The 19,884-nt window shown below is 46.7% G+C and carries 11 protein-coding genes; 2 read left to right on the top strand and 9 right to left on the bottom strand.

The genetic code is table 11. From position 1 onward, the window contains the following. Nucleotides 1-244: 244 nt before the first annotated feature. From OM416_RS24600 to OM416_RS24565, 8 genes are all read right to left on the bottom strand, one after another. A complete protein-coding gene (locus OM416_RS24600; RefSeq protein ID WP_264933959.1) occupies nt 245-3,037 on the bottom strand; it encodes an alpha-mannosidase in 2,793 nt (930 codons plus the stop codon). A gap of 18 nt (nt 3,038-3,055) precedes the next feature. Further along, nucleotides 3,056-3,880: a carbohydrate ABC transporter permease gene (locus OM416_RS24595; RefSeq protein WP_036608291.1), complete on the bottom strand. Its 825-nt coding sequence runs from the start codon at nt 3,878-3,880 to the stop codon at nt 3,056-3,058. A 22-nt stretch (nt 3,881-3,902) separates the two neighbouring features. Beyond that, complete coding sequence (locus OM416_RS24590) at nt 3,903-4,769, bottom strand: carbohydrate ABC transporter permease (protein ID WP_091016580.1); 867 nt, start codon at nt 4,767-4,769, stop codon at nt 3,903-3,905. A 67-nt stretch (nt 4,770-4,836) separates the two neighbouring features. Beyond that, on the bottom strand, nt 4,837-6,216 hold the full coding sequence (locus OM416_RS24585) for an extracellular solute-binding protein (protein ID WP_264933954.1): 1,380 nt from the start codon (nt 6,214-6,216) through the stop codon (nt 4,837-4,839). Nucleotides 6,217-6,312: 96 nt separating this feature from the next. Continuing rightward, on the bottom strand, nt 6,313-7,614 hold the full coding sequence (locus OM416_RS24580; protein WP_264933952.1) for a glycoside hydrolase family 125 protein: 1,302 nt from the start codon (nt 7,612-7,614) through the stop codon (nt 6,313-6,315). 232 nt (nt 7,615-7,846) lie between these two features. Further along, the gene (locus OM416_RS24575) at nt 7,847-9,010 is read right to left on the bottom strand and encodes a GntR family transcriptional regulator (RefSeq protein WP_319951930.1); all 1,164 of its coding nucleotides are present in this window, start codon (nt 9,008-9,010) and stop codon (nt 7,847-7,849) included. A 210-nt stretch (nt 9,011-9,220) separates the two neighbouring features. After that, nucleotides 9,221-9,982 (bottom strand): YheC/YheD family protein, encoded by a 762-nt coding sequence (locus tag OM416_RS24570; RefSeq protein ID WP_264933948.1) that lies wholly within the window; start codon nt 9,980-9,982, stop codon nt 9,221-9,223. A 200-nt stretch (nt 9,983-10,182) separates the two neighbouring features. Then, nucleotides 10,183-15,432 carry a S8 family peptidase gene (locus tag OM416_RS24565; RefSeq protein WP_264933946.1) on the bottom strand — a complete coding sequence of 1,750 codons (5,250 nt, stop codon included), beginning with the start codon at nt 15,430-15,432 and terminating at the stop codon, nt 10,183-10,185. Between the two features lie 931 nt (nt 15,433-16,363). On the opposite strand from OM416_RS24565, the gene OM416_RS24560 reads away from it, so the two are divergent. Beyond that, nucleotides 16,364-17,293: a carbohydrate deacetylase gene (locus tag OM416_RS24560; protein ID WP_264933944.1), complete on the top strand. Its 930-nt coding sequence runs from the start codon at nt 16,364-16,366 to the stop codon at nt 17,291-17,293. Between the two features lie 155 nt (nt 17,294-17,448). Here OM416_RS24560 and OM416_RS24555 read toward each other — a convergent pair whose 3' ends face one another. Next, the gene (locus OM416_RS24555; protein WP_264933942.1) at nt 17,449-18,906 is read right to left on the bottom strand and encodes an alpha-L-fucosidase; all 1,458 of its coding nucleotides are present in this window, start codon (nt 18,904-18,906) and stop codon (nt 17,449-17,451) included. Between the two features lie 122 nt (nt 18,907-19,028). Here OM416_RS24555 and OM416_RS24550 point away from each other — a divergent pair, with 122 nt between their 5' ends. Further along, complete coding sequence (locus OM416_RS24550) at nt 19,029-19,862, top strand: AraC family transcriptional regulator (RefSeq protein ID WP_264933940.1); 834 nt, start codon at nt 19,029-19,031, stop codon at nt 19,860-19,862. Nucleotides 19,863-19,884 lie beyond the last annotated feature (22 nt).

Here is a 19,884-nt window from a genome sequence, read left to right as displayed (position 1 = left end):
GTTGTCTTACCTCCATACTATATAATATTCTGACATTTATCTATAAGTTATCACAGACTTAATCTATTTTTAATAGAAACTCACGACAATTAATGTATAAAATCACGACATGAATGTTATTAGACATTTATATACTTGTCCAAATCCCTGATATATTCTACATAACCAGTTCACATAACAAAAACCTCCTGTCCACACTACCGTGAACAGGAGGTTTCTATAATTATCATATTCAAAAATCAACTCACCGTAACGCATACCCTTGTGTAACAATCTTGTACCCCGATACCGTCTGGCTTTGCCCCTCCAACGTGTCTTTAACCCGTTCCAGCACATCGCTCTCATAGACGGAGGCACATTCGAATCCAGTTTGTACGTTTAACTCAACCGGTTCGGAGTTCAAATTATACCAGCGAGCAATCAAATCTCCGGTTTCCTCTGCGATTTTCAGTGTAGAGAACGCCAGTGTCGAACCCTGTGTATTCCACGCCAACCATTGCTTGGACAGAGGCAGTTCCACCTTGTACCCATCAGCTCCGGCATGACTTTCTCGCTCAAATGTATACGCAAGCGTCCCTAGTTGCACAGTCGTCCAAGGAATCGGATACACATATGCGGATGCACATGCACCTGACTCCGCAGCATCGCCCGCAAATGGAATAATGGCATATTCCACGCTCTGATGTCCCAGACATTGAGCTTCTGGTGTTTCAAACACACCCCAATCTCCTAACTCTGAAGAGGCACGCAACAGTGTAACCGCAATCGTACTCCCATCTTCATGCTGTAAAATTTCGTATTCATTCAGCCCTTTGTTCGCAATCATCAAGCCATGATCACCATCCGTCACATGTACAAATGCTTGCTGATGCTGCGCATTACTCGGATTTACCCATTCTTTTGCCGGTGTATTGGAGCGTTTGGCAACCTCAAAAATGGAATCCGCATAATGATCCTCTGTCACTAGTCCTGATGGAAAGAGTGCGCAAAGTCGATGATCCTTGGCCTGATTGTTAAAGTCAGCCTTTACCTTGACCATATTACTGCCCGCCTCCAACGTATACGTTGTCGTAATCACCAAGGGAACAGTGTTCTTAACTCGCTGTGCCTTCCGTTCTGTAAAAGGAACCATTTGTCGCTTCTCCAGCTCGAACAGATCATCTGCTCCAGCAGGAATATCCCAGCGTAATACACTCTCCATAACTGCTCGATACGGAGACTGCTCCACAATCCGCAGGTCTGCCTTCAGATGCTCCGTGGTCAGCGTTGTCTCTCCCTCGGGTTGACGGTAGACATATTCATTGCCGATATCACCGGTATTCTCATATGAATTCAATCCCCTGTATATAGCACCGGAGACCTTATCTTCAATCGTTGCCGTACCATTCTCTTCAACTGTCACCCGCAATTGACCGTTCTCCATCATCATTCCCTGAACCTGGATGAGTTGGCTCGAATGGGGCACTTCAGCAATTTCTGCTTGTTTCGCGACTGGAATGAGAGCATACGTCTTATAACCTAGAGAAGGTACATCCGCCGCCTGGAAAGTAACTCTTACTTTACGAGCCATATAGGGCTGTCGGAAACGGTCCTTCGGAAGTTCATAGCCGAAATGTGCACCCAGATCCTTGATTTCTGCCGAATACACGTGTCCATCCGAATCGACTAGCTGATACGTTGGCAATGCATCTTTTTCCACCTTCTGCGCAAGTGCCTGAGGATTAGGCCCTTCCGGGAAGAATGCTTTATCCACAATCAGGTCCATCTCAATGATCCCATTCCGATTCCATCCACTCGTGTTGAACACGGTGAACAGCACCGCTTCCTCTCCCCAAGCCTCAGCAGGTTGCACTTGTATAGACTCAGCAATCGCCTGCGCGCTCTGGGAAACCAATTTCTCTGCAAGCTGTCTGCTCTTCGCAAAGCGGGTCACCATCTCACGGTGAACCTCATCGACACTGCATCCGCAGATGCTATCATGCGGGTGGTTCTGCATCAGCATCTTCCATGCATGCGTCAACAGATGGTGCGGATAATCTTTTACTCCGGCAATATGGGCCATAGCGGCCAGAGGTTCGGCTACTTTTTCAAGCAGTGTCTGCCCCTGCTGGTTCAACTGTTTCAGATAAACCCTTGCGGATGCCGTATTCACCAGTGTTCCCCAACCATCCGTGTGCTGACTGCGAAGCTCCCCCTCAATGGTCGCCAGATGCTCAGGGACTTCCTTCGTAACAGCCTCAATGTAATCATCAAAATTGGAGTGAATAAATTCCACGTCAGGGTACAACGCAGCTGCTGTGCGTAAAGCCTCGGGCAGATCCGTCTGGATCGGCTGATGATCACAACCATTCATGAACAACAGATGTGGAGTCGATGTGAATTTCTCGGCGTCTTCCAGATTTTTATCCCAATAGGCTCGGGCTTTCTCCGGATCAACCGGAACTTCCATCCCATTGCAGTACCAATTCGCGAACAAAATTCCGAGTACTTCCGAACCATCCGGCGAACGCCAGATCATCTCGGAATAGGGAGATTCATAACTGTCTGCATCAACCACGGCATTATTGAATCCCGTAGGCTTTACCCCGCGCCCGAAGATCGCGTTATGAATGTCCGCCTGTTGCAGAATCTGCGGTGCCTGTCCCATATTTCCAAACGAGTCTGGAAAATATCCCGTCTTGGATATCACGCCCAAAGGTCGAGCATCACGATGACCGATGAGCAGATTACGCAAGTTGGCCTCGCTGCTGGTCAGAAATTCATCCTGTAACACATACCATGGGCCAAAATGAATGCGTCCTTCACGAATATAACGGTCGAGCCTCTCCTGCTGTTCGGGCCGAACCTGCAAATAATCTTCACGAATAATCGTCTGTCCATCCAGATGGAAATAACGATATTCCGGGTCCTGATCAAGCGTGTCCAGCAGTTTATCCATCAGCTCAATGAGCAGTACATGATGATGTTCATAAGGCATATACCATTCACGGTCCCAATGGGTATGCGAGATAAGATGTGCCGTCTTTTTGGTTGTCATGTTGCGTACCTCCTGTCATTAACCTTTGGTTGCCCCGCCCATGCTGAAGCCCTTGGACATGTAACGCTGGGAGAAGATATATAGCACAACCGAAGGCATCGTGTAAAGTAGTGAAAATGCAGCCAATCTGCCGTATTCAACCATACCGTGGCTGCCGAAGAATTGATAAATTGTGACCGATGCCGGAAGTTTTTCCGGTGTCTGGAGCAGGATATAGGGCACGAAGAAGTTGCCCCAACTTCCCGAAAAGGTAAATATCGCTATCGTTGCGATACCAGGTAACATCAATGGCGCTACGATTCGTCTCAAACTACTCCACACGGACGCTCCATCAATCCATGCCGATTCTTCCAGATCAATCGGCACCGAATCCATGAAGTTTTTCATCATCCAGATGCCGTAAGGAAGTGAAGATGCCGTCAGGAACAGCATCGTGGCAATGATGCTATTTTGCATTTTGAAGAACAGAAACATTTGAAATACCGGAACCATCACGGCAGTAATCGGAAGAGCTGTCATGAACAGAATGGATAAGAGGAAGCTTTTTTTGAATCTCATTTCATAACGGGATAATGGATAAGCAGCAAGAACCGATACCAGAACAACCAAGATCGCTTGCCCTCCCGACAGAATCAGGCCCACACCGAATGAACGAAGATTGCTCGAATCCCCGAGTACATCCTTAAAATTTTGAATGGTCCAGGTACTGGGCATTTTGATGCCCTGTTGCGCGTTCGGGTCAAATGAAGCCAGAATGATCCAGAGCAGCGGCAATAAAAAACAGAGCCCTAGAAAAACTAGAATCCCGTACTGGATTTTGCGTTGAAGCCCATGTTTGACCATAGGGATCGAACCTCCTTCATGGTTACACTTTCACTTTCATAGATCGCATGTAGAACAGGCTGGCGATAATACCGATGAACAACAGAACCAGAGATATGGCTGTGCCGTATCCAAACTGATAGTTCACAAAGGCCTGGTTGTACATGAAGATCGGCAAGGTTTGTGTCGAAGTACCCGGGCCACCACCGGTCATCGTATAGATCAGCGTGAACACACCCAGTGTCTGTAGAGTAACCAACATCATGTTGGTCACGATGGACCCTTTTACCATTGGAATCGTAATGTGTCTGACAATCTGGAACCCGGTGGCGCTGTCAATAATGGCAGCTTCTTCGACTTCCTTCGGGATATCATCCAGTGCCGACTGATAGACCATCATTGAAAAGGCTGTGCCGTGCCAGATATTCGCGATAATGACACTAACCATAGGGAAACTGAACAACCATGAGATTGGATTTGCCCCGAACCAGCCGAGAATCTGATTCAATGAACCATTGTCACTGAAAAAGGCCACCATACAGAATGCCACGACAATCTCGGGTGTTACCCAACCGGCAATGACGATGATGCCGATGACGCGGCGGAACGTCACATTTTTCTCCTTCATTAGAAGCGCCAGAATGAATCCAAGCAATACCTGACCAATCACTGCGGAGAAGATGAGAAAGACCAGCGTGCGCCAGACACTAATGCGGAAGTCCGGATCATGGAACATATTAATGAAATTCTGGAATCCGACAAATTCCAAACTCTTGGCTGCCGCCCCGGTCAGAGCCATATTCGTAAAGGCAAAGCAGATCGTCAGAATGATGGGAACAATGAAAAACACAAGTAATAACAGTACGGAAGGCATTAGAAACAGAAATGAGCCTGGTGCTTTCCTTTTCATAAGTCACTCTCCATTCGAACCGGAAAAAGGGGAGATTGTGCCTCCCCCTCCGAATATATCGATATCCTTATTTCTCTTCGATGCTGTCCGCGCCAAGGGAACGGGATACGTTGTCCTTCAATTGCGTAATTCCCTCTTCCGGCGTCAGCTTGCCAGAGGCAATACTCTCAACAATGCTTTGCAATTGTGCGGATACCGCTGCATATTGATCATTCGCTGGACGGAAGTGGGCCACATTCAAGAGTTCCTGTGCTTCTTTGGTATATGGACGATCCGTATACCCTTCAACTTCTGTGGAATCATTACGCGGACTGAGGCTGCCTTCCGCTACTACGCGTGCAGTCGCATTTTCCTTATTCATCAGAAACTCGATAAATTTCCAAGCTGCTTCCTTGTTCTTCGCTTGTGCAGGAACAGACCAAGCCCAGCCTCCAGACATCGTAGTTGCCCCCGGTTCTTCCCCATTTTGTGTTGGGAATGGCGCAAAGCCTATTTTCTCTTCGACGTTGGCGATTGGAGCAGCACCGTTCTCGGCCCATGTTGAACCTGCCCAGCTACCATCTACTGCCATCGCCAGTTTGTCTTGTGGGAACTGTTGCTGGAATGCAATACTGCCAGCTTGTCCATTCAAGGCCACCTGCATGGTCGGACCTGTTTTATCCGTGTTAAACACTTGATCTATGAATTTGAAGGAATCCAGCAGTCCCGGGCTGTTCACGACCCATTTCTTGCTGGTGTCGTTATACAGCGTATCCGCCGTACCATAGAGCAGCATTTCCAGCGTTTGCATGGTCACACCCTCACCGTTTGCTTTGCCCACGATCATATTAAGTGGCGTCACACCCGGAAGTTTTTGCTTGATGGTACGTGCTGCTTCGAGTACTTCTGCCCAGCTTGCAGGTTTGAATGGAACTTCGAGGCCCGCCTGTTGGAACAGTTCCTTGTTGTACCAGATCCCGCGTGTATCCGAGGTAGCCGGAACGCCATACACCTTGCCGTCTTCACCTGTAACCCCCGCCTTAAGGTTGTCGATGATATGTTCTTTCCAATCGGGCCATCCCTGAACCTGTGTATCCAGCGGCTCCAGATATCCGGCAGCAGCATCGGATTTAATGATGGAGGTATCTTCTGCAATGACATCTGGCGCCGTATCAGGCGATTTCATCTGCAAAACCATTTTGGACGTATAATCACCCTCACTTGCCAATACAGGCGCGATGTTGATTTTGATATCCGGATTTTCTTTCTCGAATTGATCTACCAAACCTGATTGGAAAAACTTCGTAAGAGTATCTTCAGATCCTGAAGAACGGAACGATACGGTTACTTCCTTCTTGCCATCACTGGTTGTACCTGTACTTGAGCTTCCGCCCGAACAGGCTGTAGTTAGAATGAGCAAGGATGTCATAACTGCTGCTACCGGCATTTTCAATGATATTTTTCTCATGATTCGCTCTCCTCTTGTCGAAATTCAACGAACTCCGAACGTTATGATGTACTCGCAGGTTCTCTCTTGCTTCCCTATCTATTTCTGTACGCAATTCTATTTCTGTACGCGGAATCCGCAATAATCCATCATCAGTTCACTAAAGAGCATGTTGGACCATGAAAACCATGAACGAGTATATTCATGTGGATCGTTAGCCGAAAAGCCCTCATGAGTCAGTCCGGTATCCGCGTCCGTCTTATGGATGAGCTGAAGCAATCTTAGTTTTTCATTGCGATCCTCTGTAGTCAGCCCCTGCATCGATAAAGCGATATGCCAGATGTACCCTTCCGGTGTATGTGGACTACCGATTCCCGCTGCAGCTGTTCCCTCATAAAAATACGGGTTGTGCGAGGAAAGAATGAAACGGCGTGTATTCTGATACACCTCGTCGTTCTCCTCCACATATCCGAGATAAGGTAAAGACAGCAGGCTCGGCACATTGGCATCATCCATCAGATTGTGATTGCCTTTCCCATCCGTTTCGTACGCATATATGGTTCCATATTCCGGATGTTCAACGGTGCCGTAATCCTGAATACCTTTGTTGATCTGTTCCTCCAACTGATTAGCGGTCGCTGCCAGCGATTCATCCTTGAGCACAGCTTCAGCAATTTCCTGCAGATATCGAAGCGCCACAACGGCGAACATATTGGATGGAATCAGATATCCATATTCACAGCGATCGTCGCTGGGACGGAATCCCGACCAGGTCATGCCTGTGTATACCGTTTCAGTACCTCGTCCCTCTCGACTGAGTGTATCGGTTTCGGGAGCATCCAGACGTTGGAACGTATAGGGTGATTTCGTCTCATGATGCTGCTCCACTTGCCATAACTGCATAATAATCTCGGCTGCTTTGCGGAACGTATCATTGAATTGAGCTGTTCTCCCCGTGTTCTTCCACAGGAGATAACTGAGCTGAATCGGATAAGCCAGTGAGTCGATCTCATACTTCCGTTCCCAGATCCAATCATTCATCTGCGTCAGGTCTTCCTGATGTCCTTTTCCACTCTCCGTCTCATTAAAAGCGTTTGCATAAGGGTCCAGGAGAATATAATTCAGTTGACGTTCAACCAGCCCAGCGATCATGTCAGCGATATCTTCATCCTCTGAAGCGAGAAGCAGATAAGGTCTGACCTGAGCGGCAGAATCACGTAACCACATCGCAGGAATATCTCCTGTAATCACAAAAGTTGTTCCATCTTCTTTGCGCTGAATTGTGGTCGCCATCGTATTGGTGAAACAATTTTTGAACATTTGGTTAAGTTCCGGATGGTCCGGCATACGTTTGTTAACCTGATCAACCATGTCGTATATCGAGGGGGAAATTTCTTGATTATCTCTGGGTGTCAGCATGTTGTCCTCCTTATGTAATCCAGTTTGTTAACCGCTTTCATCATCCTAAAACGAATATAATGTTATGTCAATATATTTATTTATATATTAGCATGTTATTTTAATTAAACGACACTAAATAGTATACCATTCAAAGCAATTCTCCCCATTTTATCCGCACAAAAAAGAGGCCTCGTTTACACGAAGCCCCTGATTGAACACAATGAATATTAAGCCATTAAAAATCACCTTTTTATCTCACCGTACTCGTCGATTTCCCCTTCACCAAGCGGGCAGGAAGAACGACTCTATTCACTGCAGTTTCGTTGTTCTGCATACTTTGAAGCACCATTTCGAATGCTTGTTTTCCCATATCAAACTGGCTTTGTCTCATATGTGTTACACGACTGCCTTCGGCAGCGTTCGGACTATCAAAGCATATGATGGACACATCTTCCGGAATCCTCAGACCAAGCTGATCTGCTGCCTGCTCTGCAAGTAAAGCAATATGGTACTCCGCAGCAAAGAGTGCGGTAATCTGTGGGTATTTCTGTAAATGTTCCGCCAGTGTCTCCACATCACGGACCTCGACTTGAGGATCGAACACACTGGGCAGTGTCGAAAGAAAAGATTCTAACCACAGTTCCCTGTTTACCAGCACTCCTTGATCGTGATGAGCCTCAATGATGCCTTCAATTCGTTCTTCAATTGGAGTGGTGTTCGCTGGAGGCTGTGTCAGAAAAGCGATGTGTCGGTGACCTAGGTTGAACAGATAATTCGTCCCTTCTCTCGCCGCGCCTACGTTATCCGTACTGACAGATGAAGCTGGAATGCCTTTCAAATACCGATCAATCAGGACAAACGGGAATTTGTTAACGACCAGTTTAAGAATCTCATCGCTGAAGTACTCACCCTGTGCGGGGAAGATAATCAATCCGTCCACACCCAGTTCCAGCAGTTCCTGAATGCTCTGTTCCTCCTGCTCTGGAATCCCGAAGGATCGTCTAAGGACGAGAAAACAATCATGCTCTCGCGAAGCTTCTTCCATCCCATATAACAGTTCTGTACCATACATGTCACTGAAGTTGGTCATGACTAGGCCAATGAGCAGCTTCTTCTCCGGATCTTTAACCGCAGCACGCGGAGCAGATTTGGCAGGTCTTTCCTGTAACATATCTGCCGTATCAGCTACAAAAGAACCCCGTCCCGGCTGACGAACAATTAATTGTTCACTCACCAACATCTCAAGCGCTTTTTTCGTCGTAATCCGGCTAACTCCGAATTCATCACATAATTCCTTTTCCGAAGGAACACGCTCACCCACTTGATATTGATGAAGCTGTATCCGTTCGCGCAAGGATTCAAAGATCTGTTCATACATCGGCTTGGATGCCGAGTCTTTCCCCAATACAAGCACCTCCATAAATACCCATACTTCTCATGTTCTACATCCTAATATATCATGTTATATCATTAATGTGAAGAAAGAGACGCCTCACCTTCTGTCCTATGAGAGCAAAAGAAAAAGCATCCCGGTGGATGCTTCATTTTCACAGGTTCTGTCTTACTCCCATCCGCCCCTTGCAAAACCTTATATTTTCTAGCTTCTTTTTGACACCGGTATCTTTTATTGTCTGTTCTGACGTTCATATCGAATTACCTTACGATACATCGTCTTGTCCTTTAACTGATTGAAAATATAGGGATCTGGCTTGGCATTCACCTCAATAATCCATGGCGTTAGACTTCGATCAAGCCCGATATCCACCCCAATGCTCTTCAAACGCGTATATTTCTTACTCATGTGTCGAGCGATGTCAATGCCCAAGCGGTTCATCTCCTGGATTAATTCATTAATCCGGTTGTCAGAAGCATGGGATTTCAGCAAGGTGTGAATGCTCATTGGCTTGGCACCACTATGGTAGTTGGTCACAATTTTCTTCGGATGACCCAGCCGGCCGATGACCCCCGTTGCTTCCCATTTCTGCCCGGGATTCAACTGAACCATTACCCGTATGTCAAAGCGCCTGTTGTTATGTTGCAGGAGATGAATCCCTCGCTGGATGAGATAACTCTTATGCTTAACCAGATGGGTCAGACTTCGATGAAACGATTCGAAGCTGTTGAACGTCAGACGCTTTTGATGGATCTGGTAGGCAAAATGGTGATGATTGTCCATCTCAGCCTTAATGACTCCCATTCCAAAGGTGCCTATCTCAGGTTTGATATATACCATTCTATATTTCCCCAGCATGGACTTAAGGTTAGATTGGCTAAATCGCTGCGTATCAGGGATAAATGGTTTGATAGCCGAGTTATTGAGCAGTATTTTGGTTTTGAGCCATTTACTTCGTAGCGGTTGGGATCGTTGTAATGCATCAACTCCCACTGTTCACTCCTCCTGTTGTCGTATTTGTTGATCCTAATGCTGCAAACCATGCAGTATATGCAATTCTCTCGAACTAATCTTAGGCGTCAGCTATGAAAAGAGAATATAACAAAAAGCCGACAAGCCCTGATACCTCGGCTTATCGGCTTCTTGCTTAGATAGTCAAAACGTAGTTAACATCGGGTTCACACTTTGAATAATTAAGGTTGCAGACCCTCAGTGGACGGTAAACTGGATTCATTAGATTCCGTCTCTGCTGGGCTCGAATCTGGTTCTGGAACTGATTGTTCTTGTGCTGCGCTGACGAACAATCGTCCAGCTGCTTCCGTCTCTACTTTATTGCCAGCTGCATCCTGGGCACGAATCACGATAACTCCGCCCTCAAGAACAAGGGATGAAGGTGTAGTGTACGTACCTGTGTAACGACCAGGTTCAGTCTCCACCAATGGAATCTCTCCTGCCCCTTGGGCATTCAGATTCAGCGGTAACTGAATTCGGAAAGAGGCTTGCAGACCAGGTTTACTGTCAAATGAAACGGTGACACTCTCCCCTGATGTGATGCGAACATCTTCAGCTGGCGTAATGTTCGTAAGTTCTGGCAATGCCGTTTCCACGTAGACGGTACGTGTTACGGTTGTTTTGTTGCCAGCGATATCGGTTGCTGTAATGGTAATCGTGTTTTCGCCTTCATTGACCAATACGCGATGACTGAAGCTTCTGTCTTTGCCCACTTGTACGGTTTGTCCGTTAACGGTTACTTTATCGAGGAATTGTTCCACGACATTACCCGTTACATGAACCACTTCTGCATTGATGCGATCCCCTTGAGCAGGCGTGAAAATCGTCAATTGCGGTTTGGTCTGATCCAGAATAAGGACGACGGGGAGTGAACGGTCGGTTGTTTTGCCATCCACCACTGCCTCGGCAGTAATCGCATTAATCCCAGAACGGAGTTTCACACCGTACGAGAATTTCCCATTCGCCACGGTTGTAGTGCCAGCCATATCCTTGCCGTTGTAAAACTTGATCTGGGCACCGGATGCAGGAGACGTTCCCGATATCGTAAAAGTTGACTGATTCGTGTATGTGTTCGCTGGTGTCGTAAGCACAGGTGCATTTACCGGATATCTCACAACTGCACGAATCATGTAGTTACCTTCTTCTGCAGGTGAAGTGCTCCATGCGCCACCTACTCGCTGCCAGCTTCGACCTGCATTCGTACCATTCTCATCAGTAGCCAGTCCCGGAGCACCAGTTCCAGCTACACTCTGTACATACACAATATAGAAATCACCTGTTACAATGACCGGTTCCGGGAATTCAACGGTTGTCCATTGATCGTTACGAAGTGCAGTACCGTCAAATGGTCCAGCCAGTTGTCGTCCCGGAGCACCGCCAGTACCCGAAGCATCATAGACGGCATATTGGAACGCTGTACCTCCAGGTACAGGCCATTCGGTGTTCCAGAATCGGAACGATGCACCTGTAAGTTGAGCGGTCTCCAGCTCTGGTGTCATTCGAACCGCCCAAGCGTTATCCGCAGCGTTAAAAGCTCGTGCGTTCTCTGCTGTTCCATCATCATAAGCAATTTCCCCTGGGAAACCGATGAATGGTTTCAAGGCAACATTCGCCTCTGCCGTACCTTTACCAGGTACCGTTACAGTGACCGTTTTACTGTAATAATCAGCCGCCCTGATGGATAAAGTATAGCTTCCTTCCAATACCTGAATAACGAAGCTACCATCTGAACCTGTGCGAACTTCGCCTACCTTGGCATCCTCCACCACGAGAACAGAAGCATCGGCCAGTGGTTGTCCTGTCCGCTCATCGGTTACTACACCTTCAATCTGTCCATGTGGAATTGCCTCCAGATTAAAGTTGGCTTTGGCTCCACTGCCGTCGGTGATCGTTACCTGCTGAGTTCGAGGATAATACCCATATGCCTCAGCTTTTAACGTGAAATCACCCGCTACGTGTGTGAAGCTATACTTGCCTGTAGCCGAATCCGTTTTCACTGAACGACCGGTTTCCAGCACGGTAACCGTTGCACTGGCAGGCAGGCTTTGTGGATTAACCGAACCTGTTCCTGATTTTTCAACTTCCGGTTGTTGCTGTTTCGTTTTGTTGAATTCCGCTTTGTCTGTCCGCGAAATTTTGTACCAAGGGTTATCATAGGACGGTTTCGGCTTGTCACTGTTAAGCACAACCGCACTGTCCTCGGTTACGGCCTCCGCAGCAACACCCAGTACACGGAAATCATCAATGAACCAGCCTGTCTTCACAACACTGTTGTCTGAGGTCAGACGGAACCGGAATTGAACTTCATTACCGGTAAGTGCATCCAGGTCATAGAATACCGGTGCCCATTGTTTGCCGTTTGTACTGTGTGAGAATTTGCCCAATTCCGACCATGTCGTTCCACCATCCTTGGTAACTTCCACATAACCGTAATCGTATCCACTCTCAATCTCGTACCAATGATTAAACGTAAGGGTTCCTTCGGATACATCCGTCAAATCAATAACCGGAGATACGAGTGAATAGTTGGAGCCATTCTCGTACGTATTGTCCAGATCAGTCGCCCAGACATTCGGCGGAGAAACAGCGCTGGCAGGTCCCGTTACCGGAATGCCCCGTTCCCACTCATCTTTGGTTCCCGAGTGAGTCCAGCCATTATCATCACTGCCGTCAAAATGATCGATATAGATGTCCTGAGGCACCTCTACTGTAATGGAAACCTCATTCGACTTTTCGCTTTCATTGCCACTGTAATCAAGTGCGGCAACGGTATAGTAATACGTCGAATCCGTCACGGTAGACGTATCCGTAAACGTTGTTCCTGTTGCAGTTCCAATGGATTCATAACCAGTACCTGCTGTTGTGGAACGATATACGATATAGGATTCGAGATCCTCATCGCTCGGTCCAGTCCAGCTCAAGGCTACATTGCCCAGAATATCAGCATTCGCAGACAATCCGGCAGGTGCCCCCGGCGCAATCTCATCCAAGGCTTCTACTGCGAAATCATCAATGTACCAACCCGCCTTTTGCACCGAGTTATCGCTCGTCAGATTGAATTTGATAAATACCTGCTGTCCCGCGTATTCGCGAAGGTCCACATATTGTTTCTTCCAATTGCCACCCGTGCCCGTGAAGCTCAGCAACTCTTCAAACACATAGTCACTGTCCTCGGAAGCGATGTATACCTTGCCAAAGTCGATGTTATTCTCCAAATCATACCAGTGCTTGAAGGATAATAATGCACCTTCCGGACTCTCGGTAAGATCAATTGGCGGCGCAAGCAGATAGGCATTACTATTCGCCACATAAGTCCCTTGCAGGTTGGTTGCAATCACCTTCTCACCGGAGTATGCACTTCCAGGACCGCTGCTTGGCGCTCCCCATACCCAGGTACTTCCGGTCCCACCAGTGGTGAAGCCCAGCTGATCTTCTTCAAAATCCTGAAGATATCCTGGCTGAACACCATTGGACACAGCCACTTTGTATACCTGACTTTCGAAACCGTTGTTGCCGTAATCGTTCACGCGGATATAATACTCCACGCCTTGTGGCTCAATAAGAAATGCCGGAATGGTCGCTGTATACGTACCATCTTTGCTATCTCCAGCAATTCGATTCATCGGAAGATAGACGTACTGGTTGGTACCTGTCGTTTTGGCAAAAGCCTCGACGGAGACTACCGCGACGTTATCTGTCACATGAGCGGTTAAAGGTATATCGATGCCTGTAAAGGCAGAATTGACAGGGGTATGTGCCAGTACCGGCTCTTCCAGATCATCTCCGGCTGTAACTACTCTGCCGGATACCGTACCGATTCCTTCGAGTACAGAACCCACAGCATCGAGGGCATTAATGATGCCGTGACCGTAACCGTTATTAGGGGAGGTCGGATATTGACTGTCCGTTCTCGGTGTTGCTGTATCTGTAATGATCTGCTCCAGCTGATCCACAGTAAGGGAATGATTGGCCTGTAGCAGGAGTGCGGCAAGCGCAGTTGTATGCGGGCCTGCCATCGACGTGCCGTTCCAGCCTCCCTCATATACACCACCCGGAACTGCTGAACGGATATTTACCCCAGGGGCAGATACTTCTGGCTTGATCTCACCATACGGAGATGGACCCAGCAGCGAGAAGGAAGCCAGGTTGCCATTAATATCTGTGGCTCCCGTGGCGAAACTTTCAGGGTAATTCGCAGGGTTCGCAACAGAGCCGGGACCACCCGGATTCGTCAGTCTTACATTACCTGCGGAGAACTCGGGAAAGATCTGCGCATCACGCCAGGCTTGGACCATAGGCCGGAACCATTCATCCAGTCCTGCACCTCCGCCCCATGAGTTGTTTACGACATCCGGTGCAAGTTCAGGATGCAGATTGCCTTCCGCATCGACCGGAGCGATCAACCACTGTCCGCCATCCAGAATAATGGCATCCGTTGTTTCCGGATTGAATATCCGTACACCAATCCATTTCGCACCGGGAGCAACCCCGATCTGGTTGGTGCCATCCGCTTCAGAGCCAACCATCGTACCCATCGTGTGAGTACCATGTCCGTCTTCGTCCGCAGGGAGGGAAGCGTTACTGTGCGGATCATACCAGCTTAGTTCTGGATCAACGATATTGCCCGAAGCATCCAATCCCCGCCATTTGCTGCGAAGCGCCGGGTGGGTATAGTCTACACCGCTGTCCAGATTGGCAACGACAATTCCTGTTCCATCAATGCCCCGATCCCAAACGGCTGGCGCATTGATGTAATCCAGGTTCCATTCCACGTTCTCTGTCGCTAGCTTGTCCTTGACAGCAGGCTCCTTGTCTTTAACTCCGACTGAAGAGTCTTTAGTTGGCGTTTGGACAACATCCTTGGCTGGAGCCGCATTCGCCGCTTCTTTACTTACTTCCGCTTTCTGTAAGTATCTTGTCTCATTCGGTAGAACTTTCTCTACCTCAGGCAGCAGCGCAATCTGTTCCATGACTTCTTTGGTACTCGTTACTGCCAATGAATTGACGATAAAATAGCTTTTATATTCTTTGACCTTGCCCAGGTCAATTTCCTTTTCCAGATAACTTTCCAATGTATATTGTGTACGTGAGGCCGTTTCCCGCAGAGAGCTGACGACGGAATTTCGAACGGACAGCTTCGTGGCTGAGGCCGTTTGTTTGGCGATCGTCGCCTTTTCCAGCGCCTGTTTGGAGACCTCTGCTGTATCCACCTGCTCCTTCATTTTCACCAGATAGGTAACATATTCGCTACCCTCAAATTCTTTGGTCAACTTGGCGTTTACTTTGGATTCCGTAACTTTGGCGAGTCCAGATTTCATATCCAATTTGGATGATGGGGAGTTTTCAGCTGAAACCGGATGAACGATCGAAAATGCAAGGAGAAGCGAGAGCCCCATGGAGATGGGCTTGCGTAACCGATTAATCTTTATCAAACTTTTCCACTCCTTTTACCCGGTTTTGTAATTTAGTCTGGTACATATGCCCTTCTCTGCAGAATAAAACGGTAAAATGATCTTTATTACGGACGAAATAGACGTCCTGGGTTTCACATAAAGCCTCACCTCCTTTACAAGTCTGGTTAAGGAACAATATGAGTCAGAAGAGATAGCAGATCAGTCTATGATTTTTCGCTTGGAAGTTTGGGAGATGGAACAACTCGCGTTAAGCCATGAGAGTGAAGGGTGTGGGTGTATGAGTAATGCAACGAGTGAATGTATATAAGCATTCATGTGGAAGGGTGATCTGGAGCGTTAGCAGAACGCTTGCTAAGGAGTAGTCAATATGTATTTCGATCGTGGTTCGAGTGAGTTAGAAAACAGTTTAAATTACATATAATAGTCAATTAGGAATTTAATTGGATTTTATTGGTATAGTATAAAATCATTATTCGATATATACAAGCACTTTTATTGAAAAATATAGAAAATAAGTCTATTTAATGCTTTTATATGTCTCATGTCGCTTACGTATTCATCTCTGTTTTTCGTATTTATGTATTTCTTTTGCTGAATAATAGATTCTAATGGTTCTATATAACTAGAACTTTATAATCAAGGTTGCTATTCAAGGAAAAGAACGACATGAGCATGTTCATGCCGTTCATATCAAAATTTATATCTCATCATGTAATGTTCACGCCACCACATATGATCTGAATATCTATATCTGCGAGTGGACATACATCCCTTTCTTTTGCAAGGTTCAGGCTAAATTTGACAGACTCCAAACGACCAGAAATGTTCATTCGAGGAGTAAGATTTTTAGCAGACCTGTGCGAATGAACGGTCCACCCCATGGCTCCTTTAATATATTGGGGAGATGATATTCGATTTGTTTTCAATTCGAGGAAGGGGAGTGACAGACATGAGCAGGCAAGTAATTATTAATGCGGACGACTTCGGACTGTCGCCTGCCATTAACGAAGGAATTATCAAAGCCTACCAGGCAGGAGGAATTACGAGTACTTCGATGATGGTCAATATGCCGGGATTTGATCATGCAGTGTATTTTGCCCGGTCACTACCTGAACTCGGAATCGGTCTGCATTTCAACCTCACTTACGGATGCCCCCTTTCCAATCCGGACACCGTACCTTCTTTAGTGAAACAAGATGGTTCTTTTCATAACGGGAATAGTGTTTTTGTACGAGATCCCGTTGATATCAGCAAAGAACTCGATGCACAATGGAATCGGTTTATAGAAACCTCCCGATTTCCTGCACATTTGGATTCCCATCACTTGTTACATCAGAACGATCCCATGATATATCAAATTATGGCGGATAAAGCCATCCGGGAAAACGTGCCTCTGCGCAAATCTCAGATCGTTCATTCTATCCCCCATGCGCCCATCCCCCGAATGACCGAGACGATTCTGTTGGATACTTATGGAGACAATGAAGGTTTACAGCGACTGCTTCATCATTTGTTTACTCTGCAAGAAGGAACCACTGAGATTGTATGTCACCCCGGCTATGTAGACGACATTCTGCGTGGAATTTCGAAATGGACGGACATTCGGGAGCGCGAACTTGCCGTATTCATTAGTGAGGAAATTCCCCGAACAATGCAGGCCATGAATATCTTGCCCATAAACTACACTGCATTGAAGAAAATACCGGAGGAATCATGTGAACTGCCCACACTTCCATCAGTATCACAACCAAAACATAAGAAAACTTCCCGTCACATCCCACATCGTGCAGTTAAGCGCAAACGGAAGACACATCAACTATTCCATAAACGAGGAACCAAATCTCGCCTTTCATCAACTCGAACCCGAAAGCGATTGTAATCCATTGTAGAAATCGATTAAGTTCAAAAAGAGGAATCAACCTTTAAAAAAGCGCACTCCCTAGAGTATCTAAACTCCGGAATGCGCTTTTTTCATTTCATAGCAGTGAGAGCTAACCTCGTTTATATACTGGGTTCCACTTTTTATAAGAGAACTCAATCCAGTTTAATTTTGAAAACAACCGGCGCATCACTCTTCACAGTTGTCGTTGTGATCGTCAGAGCGTCCGCCGTTCTTTCCCATTGCGGTTGTTCCTCGTACCCAAGGACCTGAATGTCCTGAATAACGCCTTGAAAATGGTGAGAATGTTCCTTCAGCGATTTAATGTGAATCACCCCGTTATCCGGGTAGGCAAGAACCGTCGCGTACAGACTGCTTTCTTTTACCGTAATCCGTATATCTTCACTCGTAAATACCTTCGTATCCCCATCCGTGAATTGCCCTTCCTTCACCTCTGTTGGACCCTCGCCAAACGTACGCCAGAATGACGTGTCATATATCGCTTCCCCATTCACTTCCAGCCACTTGCCGATGGTCAGTAGAATGTCCCGATCTTCATCCGGTATGCTGCCGTCTGCTTTGGGTCCAATGTTCAGCAGCAGGCTTCCGTTTTTGCTTACAATATCCACGAGATCCCGAAGGATTTCCTCGGCCGATTTATAGTTATTATTTTCCGTGTAACACCATGAGTTTTTAGCGACAGCCGTATCGGTTTGCCAAAAATAGGGCTTGAGTTCAGCAAACTGTCCCCGCTCCACATCCGGAACGGCACTGCCAAACATATAGGCCTCATGTTTATAATTGATCGCTACAGGCACGCCCCATTCTTCGCCCTTGTTATAATAATAAGCAGTGAATTTCTTAAGATAGGGTTTGAATGCAACCGTTTGAATCCACCAATCGAAATAGAAGACCTTTGGCTGATATTGATCCACCAGCTCACAGCAACGAATCAACCAGTCTTCCAGATACTCCTCGGTTGGAGGCGAACCATACAGATCATGATGATCCGGTTCCGGCATGGCAGGCCAATAGAAATCACCGCGCTTCAGGGGCTCCTGAATATCTGACTCAAATTCCTTCCCGTGAGACATGAAGAACCAATGCTCGGCACGGTGGGACGATACACATAAGGTCAGTCCCTGCTTCTCATAAGCAACCTTCATCTCACCCAGAAGATCCCGTTTGGGGCCCATTTCATATGTGTTATAGTGAGAGATATCGCTCTTGTACATCTGAAAACCATCGTGGTGCTCAGCTACAGGCATAACATATCTGGCTCCGGCCTGTTTAAATAACGTTGCCCATTCATCTGCATCGAATTTCTCTGCACGAAACATCGGAATGAAGTCTTTATATCCAAACTCCTTATGAGGTCCGTACACCGCAAGGTGATGTTCATAAGCTTTGGAACCTTGAATATACATATTTCGCGAATACCATTCGCTATCATAAGCCGGGACGGAGTACAACCCCCAGTGGATGAAAATGCCGAATTTCGCCTTCTGGTACCATTCAGGAACTTGAAATGCGCTAAGTGAACTCCAATTGTCCTTGAATTTCCCCTTGGCAATCGTTGCTTCGATCTGTTGCAAATATTCGTTTTTATCCATGCTATTTTCTCATTCCTTCCGTTATCGTCTGCATTTGTATTGTAGTTCTACAGCGGAAGGATAGACATGCAGAACACTAACTTTTAGATGGACAATACTAACCTTGTATGGAGATGAAGAATATGAATCACCAAACTTTGCTTACGAACTACCTGTCCAATCTGCAAGTTGAATTATTTATGGTCAACTACAATCGGTGCGACACCGATTGGCGGGATCTGGATTACACGCCGGATTACAGCAAATTTTATTTCATATGTGAGGGTGAAGGTTGGCTCAAGATTGGCAATGAAGAGTATTACCCTACGCCTAATCAGCTTATCTTAATGCCAGAGGGGATCAAACAATCCTACTCTGCAATTAACGATCGTCCTTTTCTCAAATATTGGTGTCACTTTAGTGCAAAGGTTGGGGGAATCAATTTGTTCCAAATTCTAAAGTTCCCGCACATTTCTACGATAGATCACCCTGAGTTGATTCAGGAAATCTTCAGCAGTATTCTGACATATGCAAAATCCGATGAAGTCTATGCCCATATGATGGCCAAGAGCAAACTGACGGAGTTATTGTCCCACTATATAATGAATCTCGATCTGGATCAGATCTCTTTTATTAACGTGCCTGTCATGGAGAAATTATCTGCCATTCTGGCTTACATCGATTCCAACATCGAAGAGAATATTTCGGTTCAGGAACTGGCCCAGATCGCCTACATGCATCCCAATTATTTCATTCGATTCTTCAAGCAACAGATCGGTGTTCCTCCGATCCTCTACATTACTGGCAAAAAAATCGATAAAGCCAAGGAACTGCTCACCTGTACACCGAACACGATAACGGCCATCGCCGAGCATCTCGGATTCAGTGACTTATACTATTTCTCCAGACAGTTCAAAAAGCATACAGGGCTCACGCCTACGGAATACCGGAGACAAACAACGGTACTGACAACGTAAGACGTAAGCCCTGATGCTCAGC

Source organism: Paenibacillus sp. LS1, assembly GCF_026013365.1.
Classification (GTDB): Bacteria; Bacillota; Bacilli; order Paenibacillales; family Paenibacillaceae; genus Paenibacillus.
This window is presented reverse-complemented; position numbering and strand designations above follow the sequence as displayed.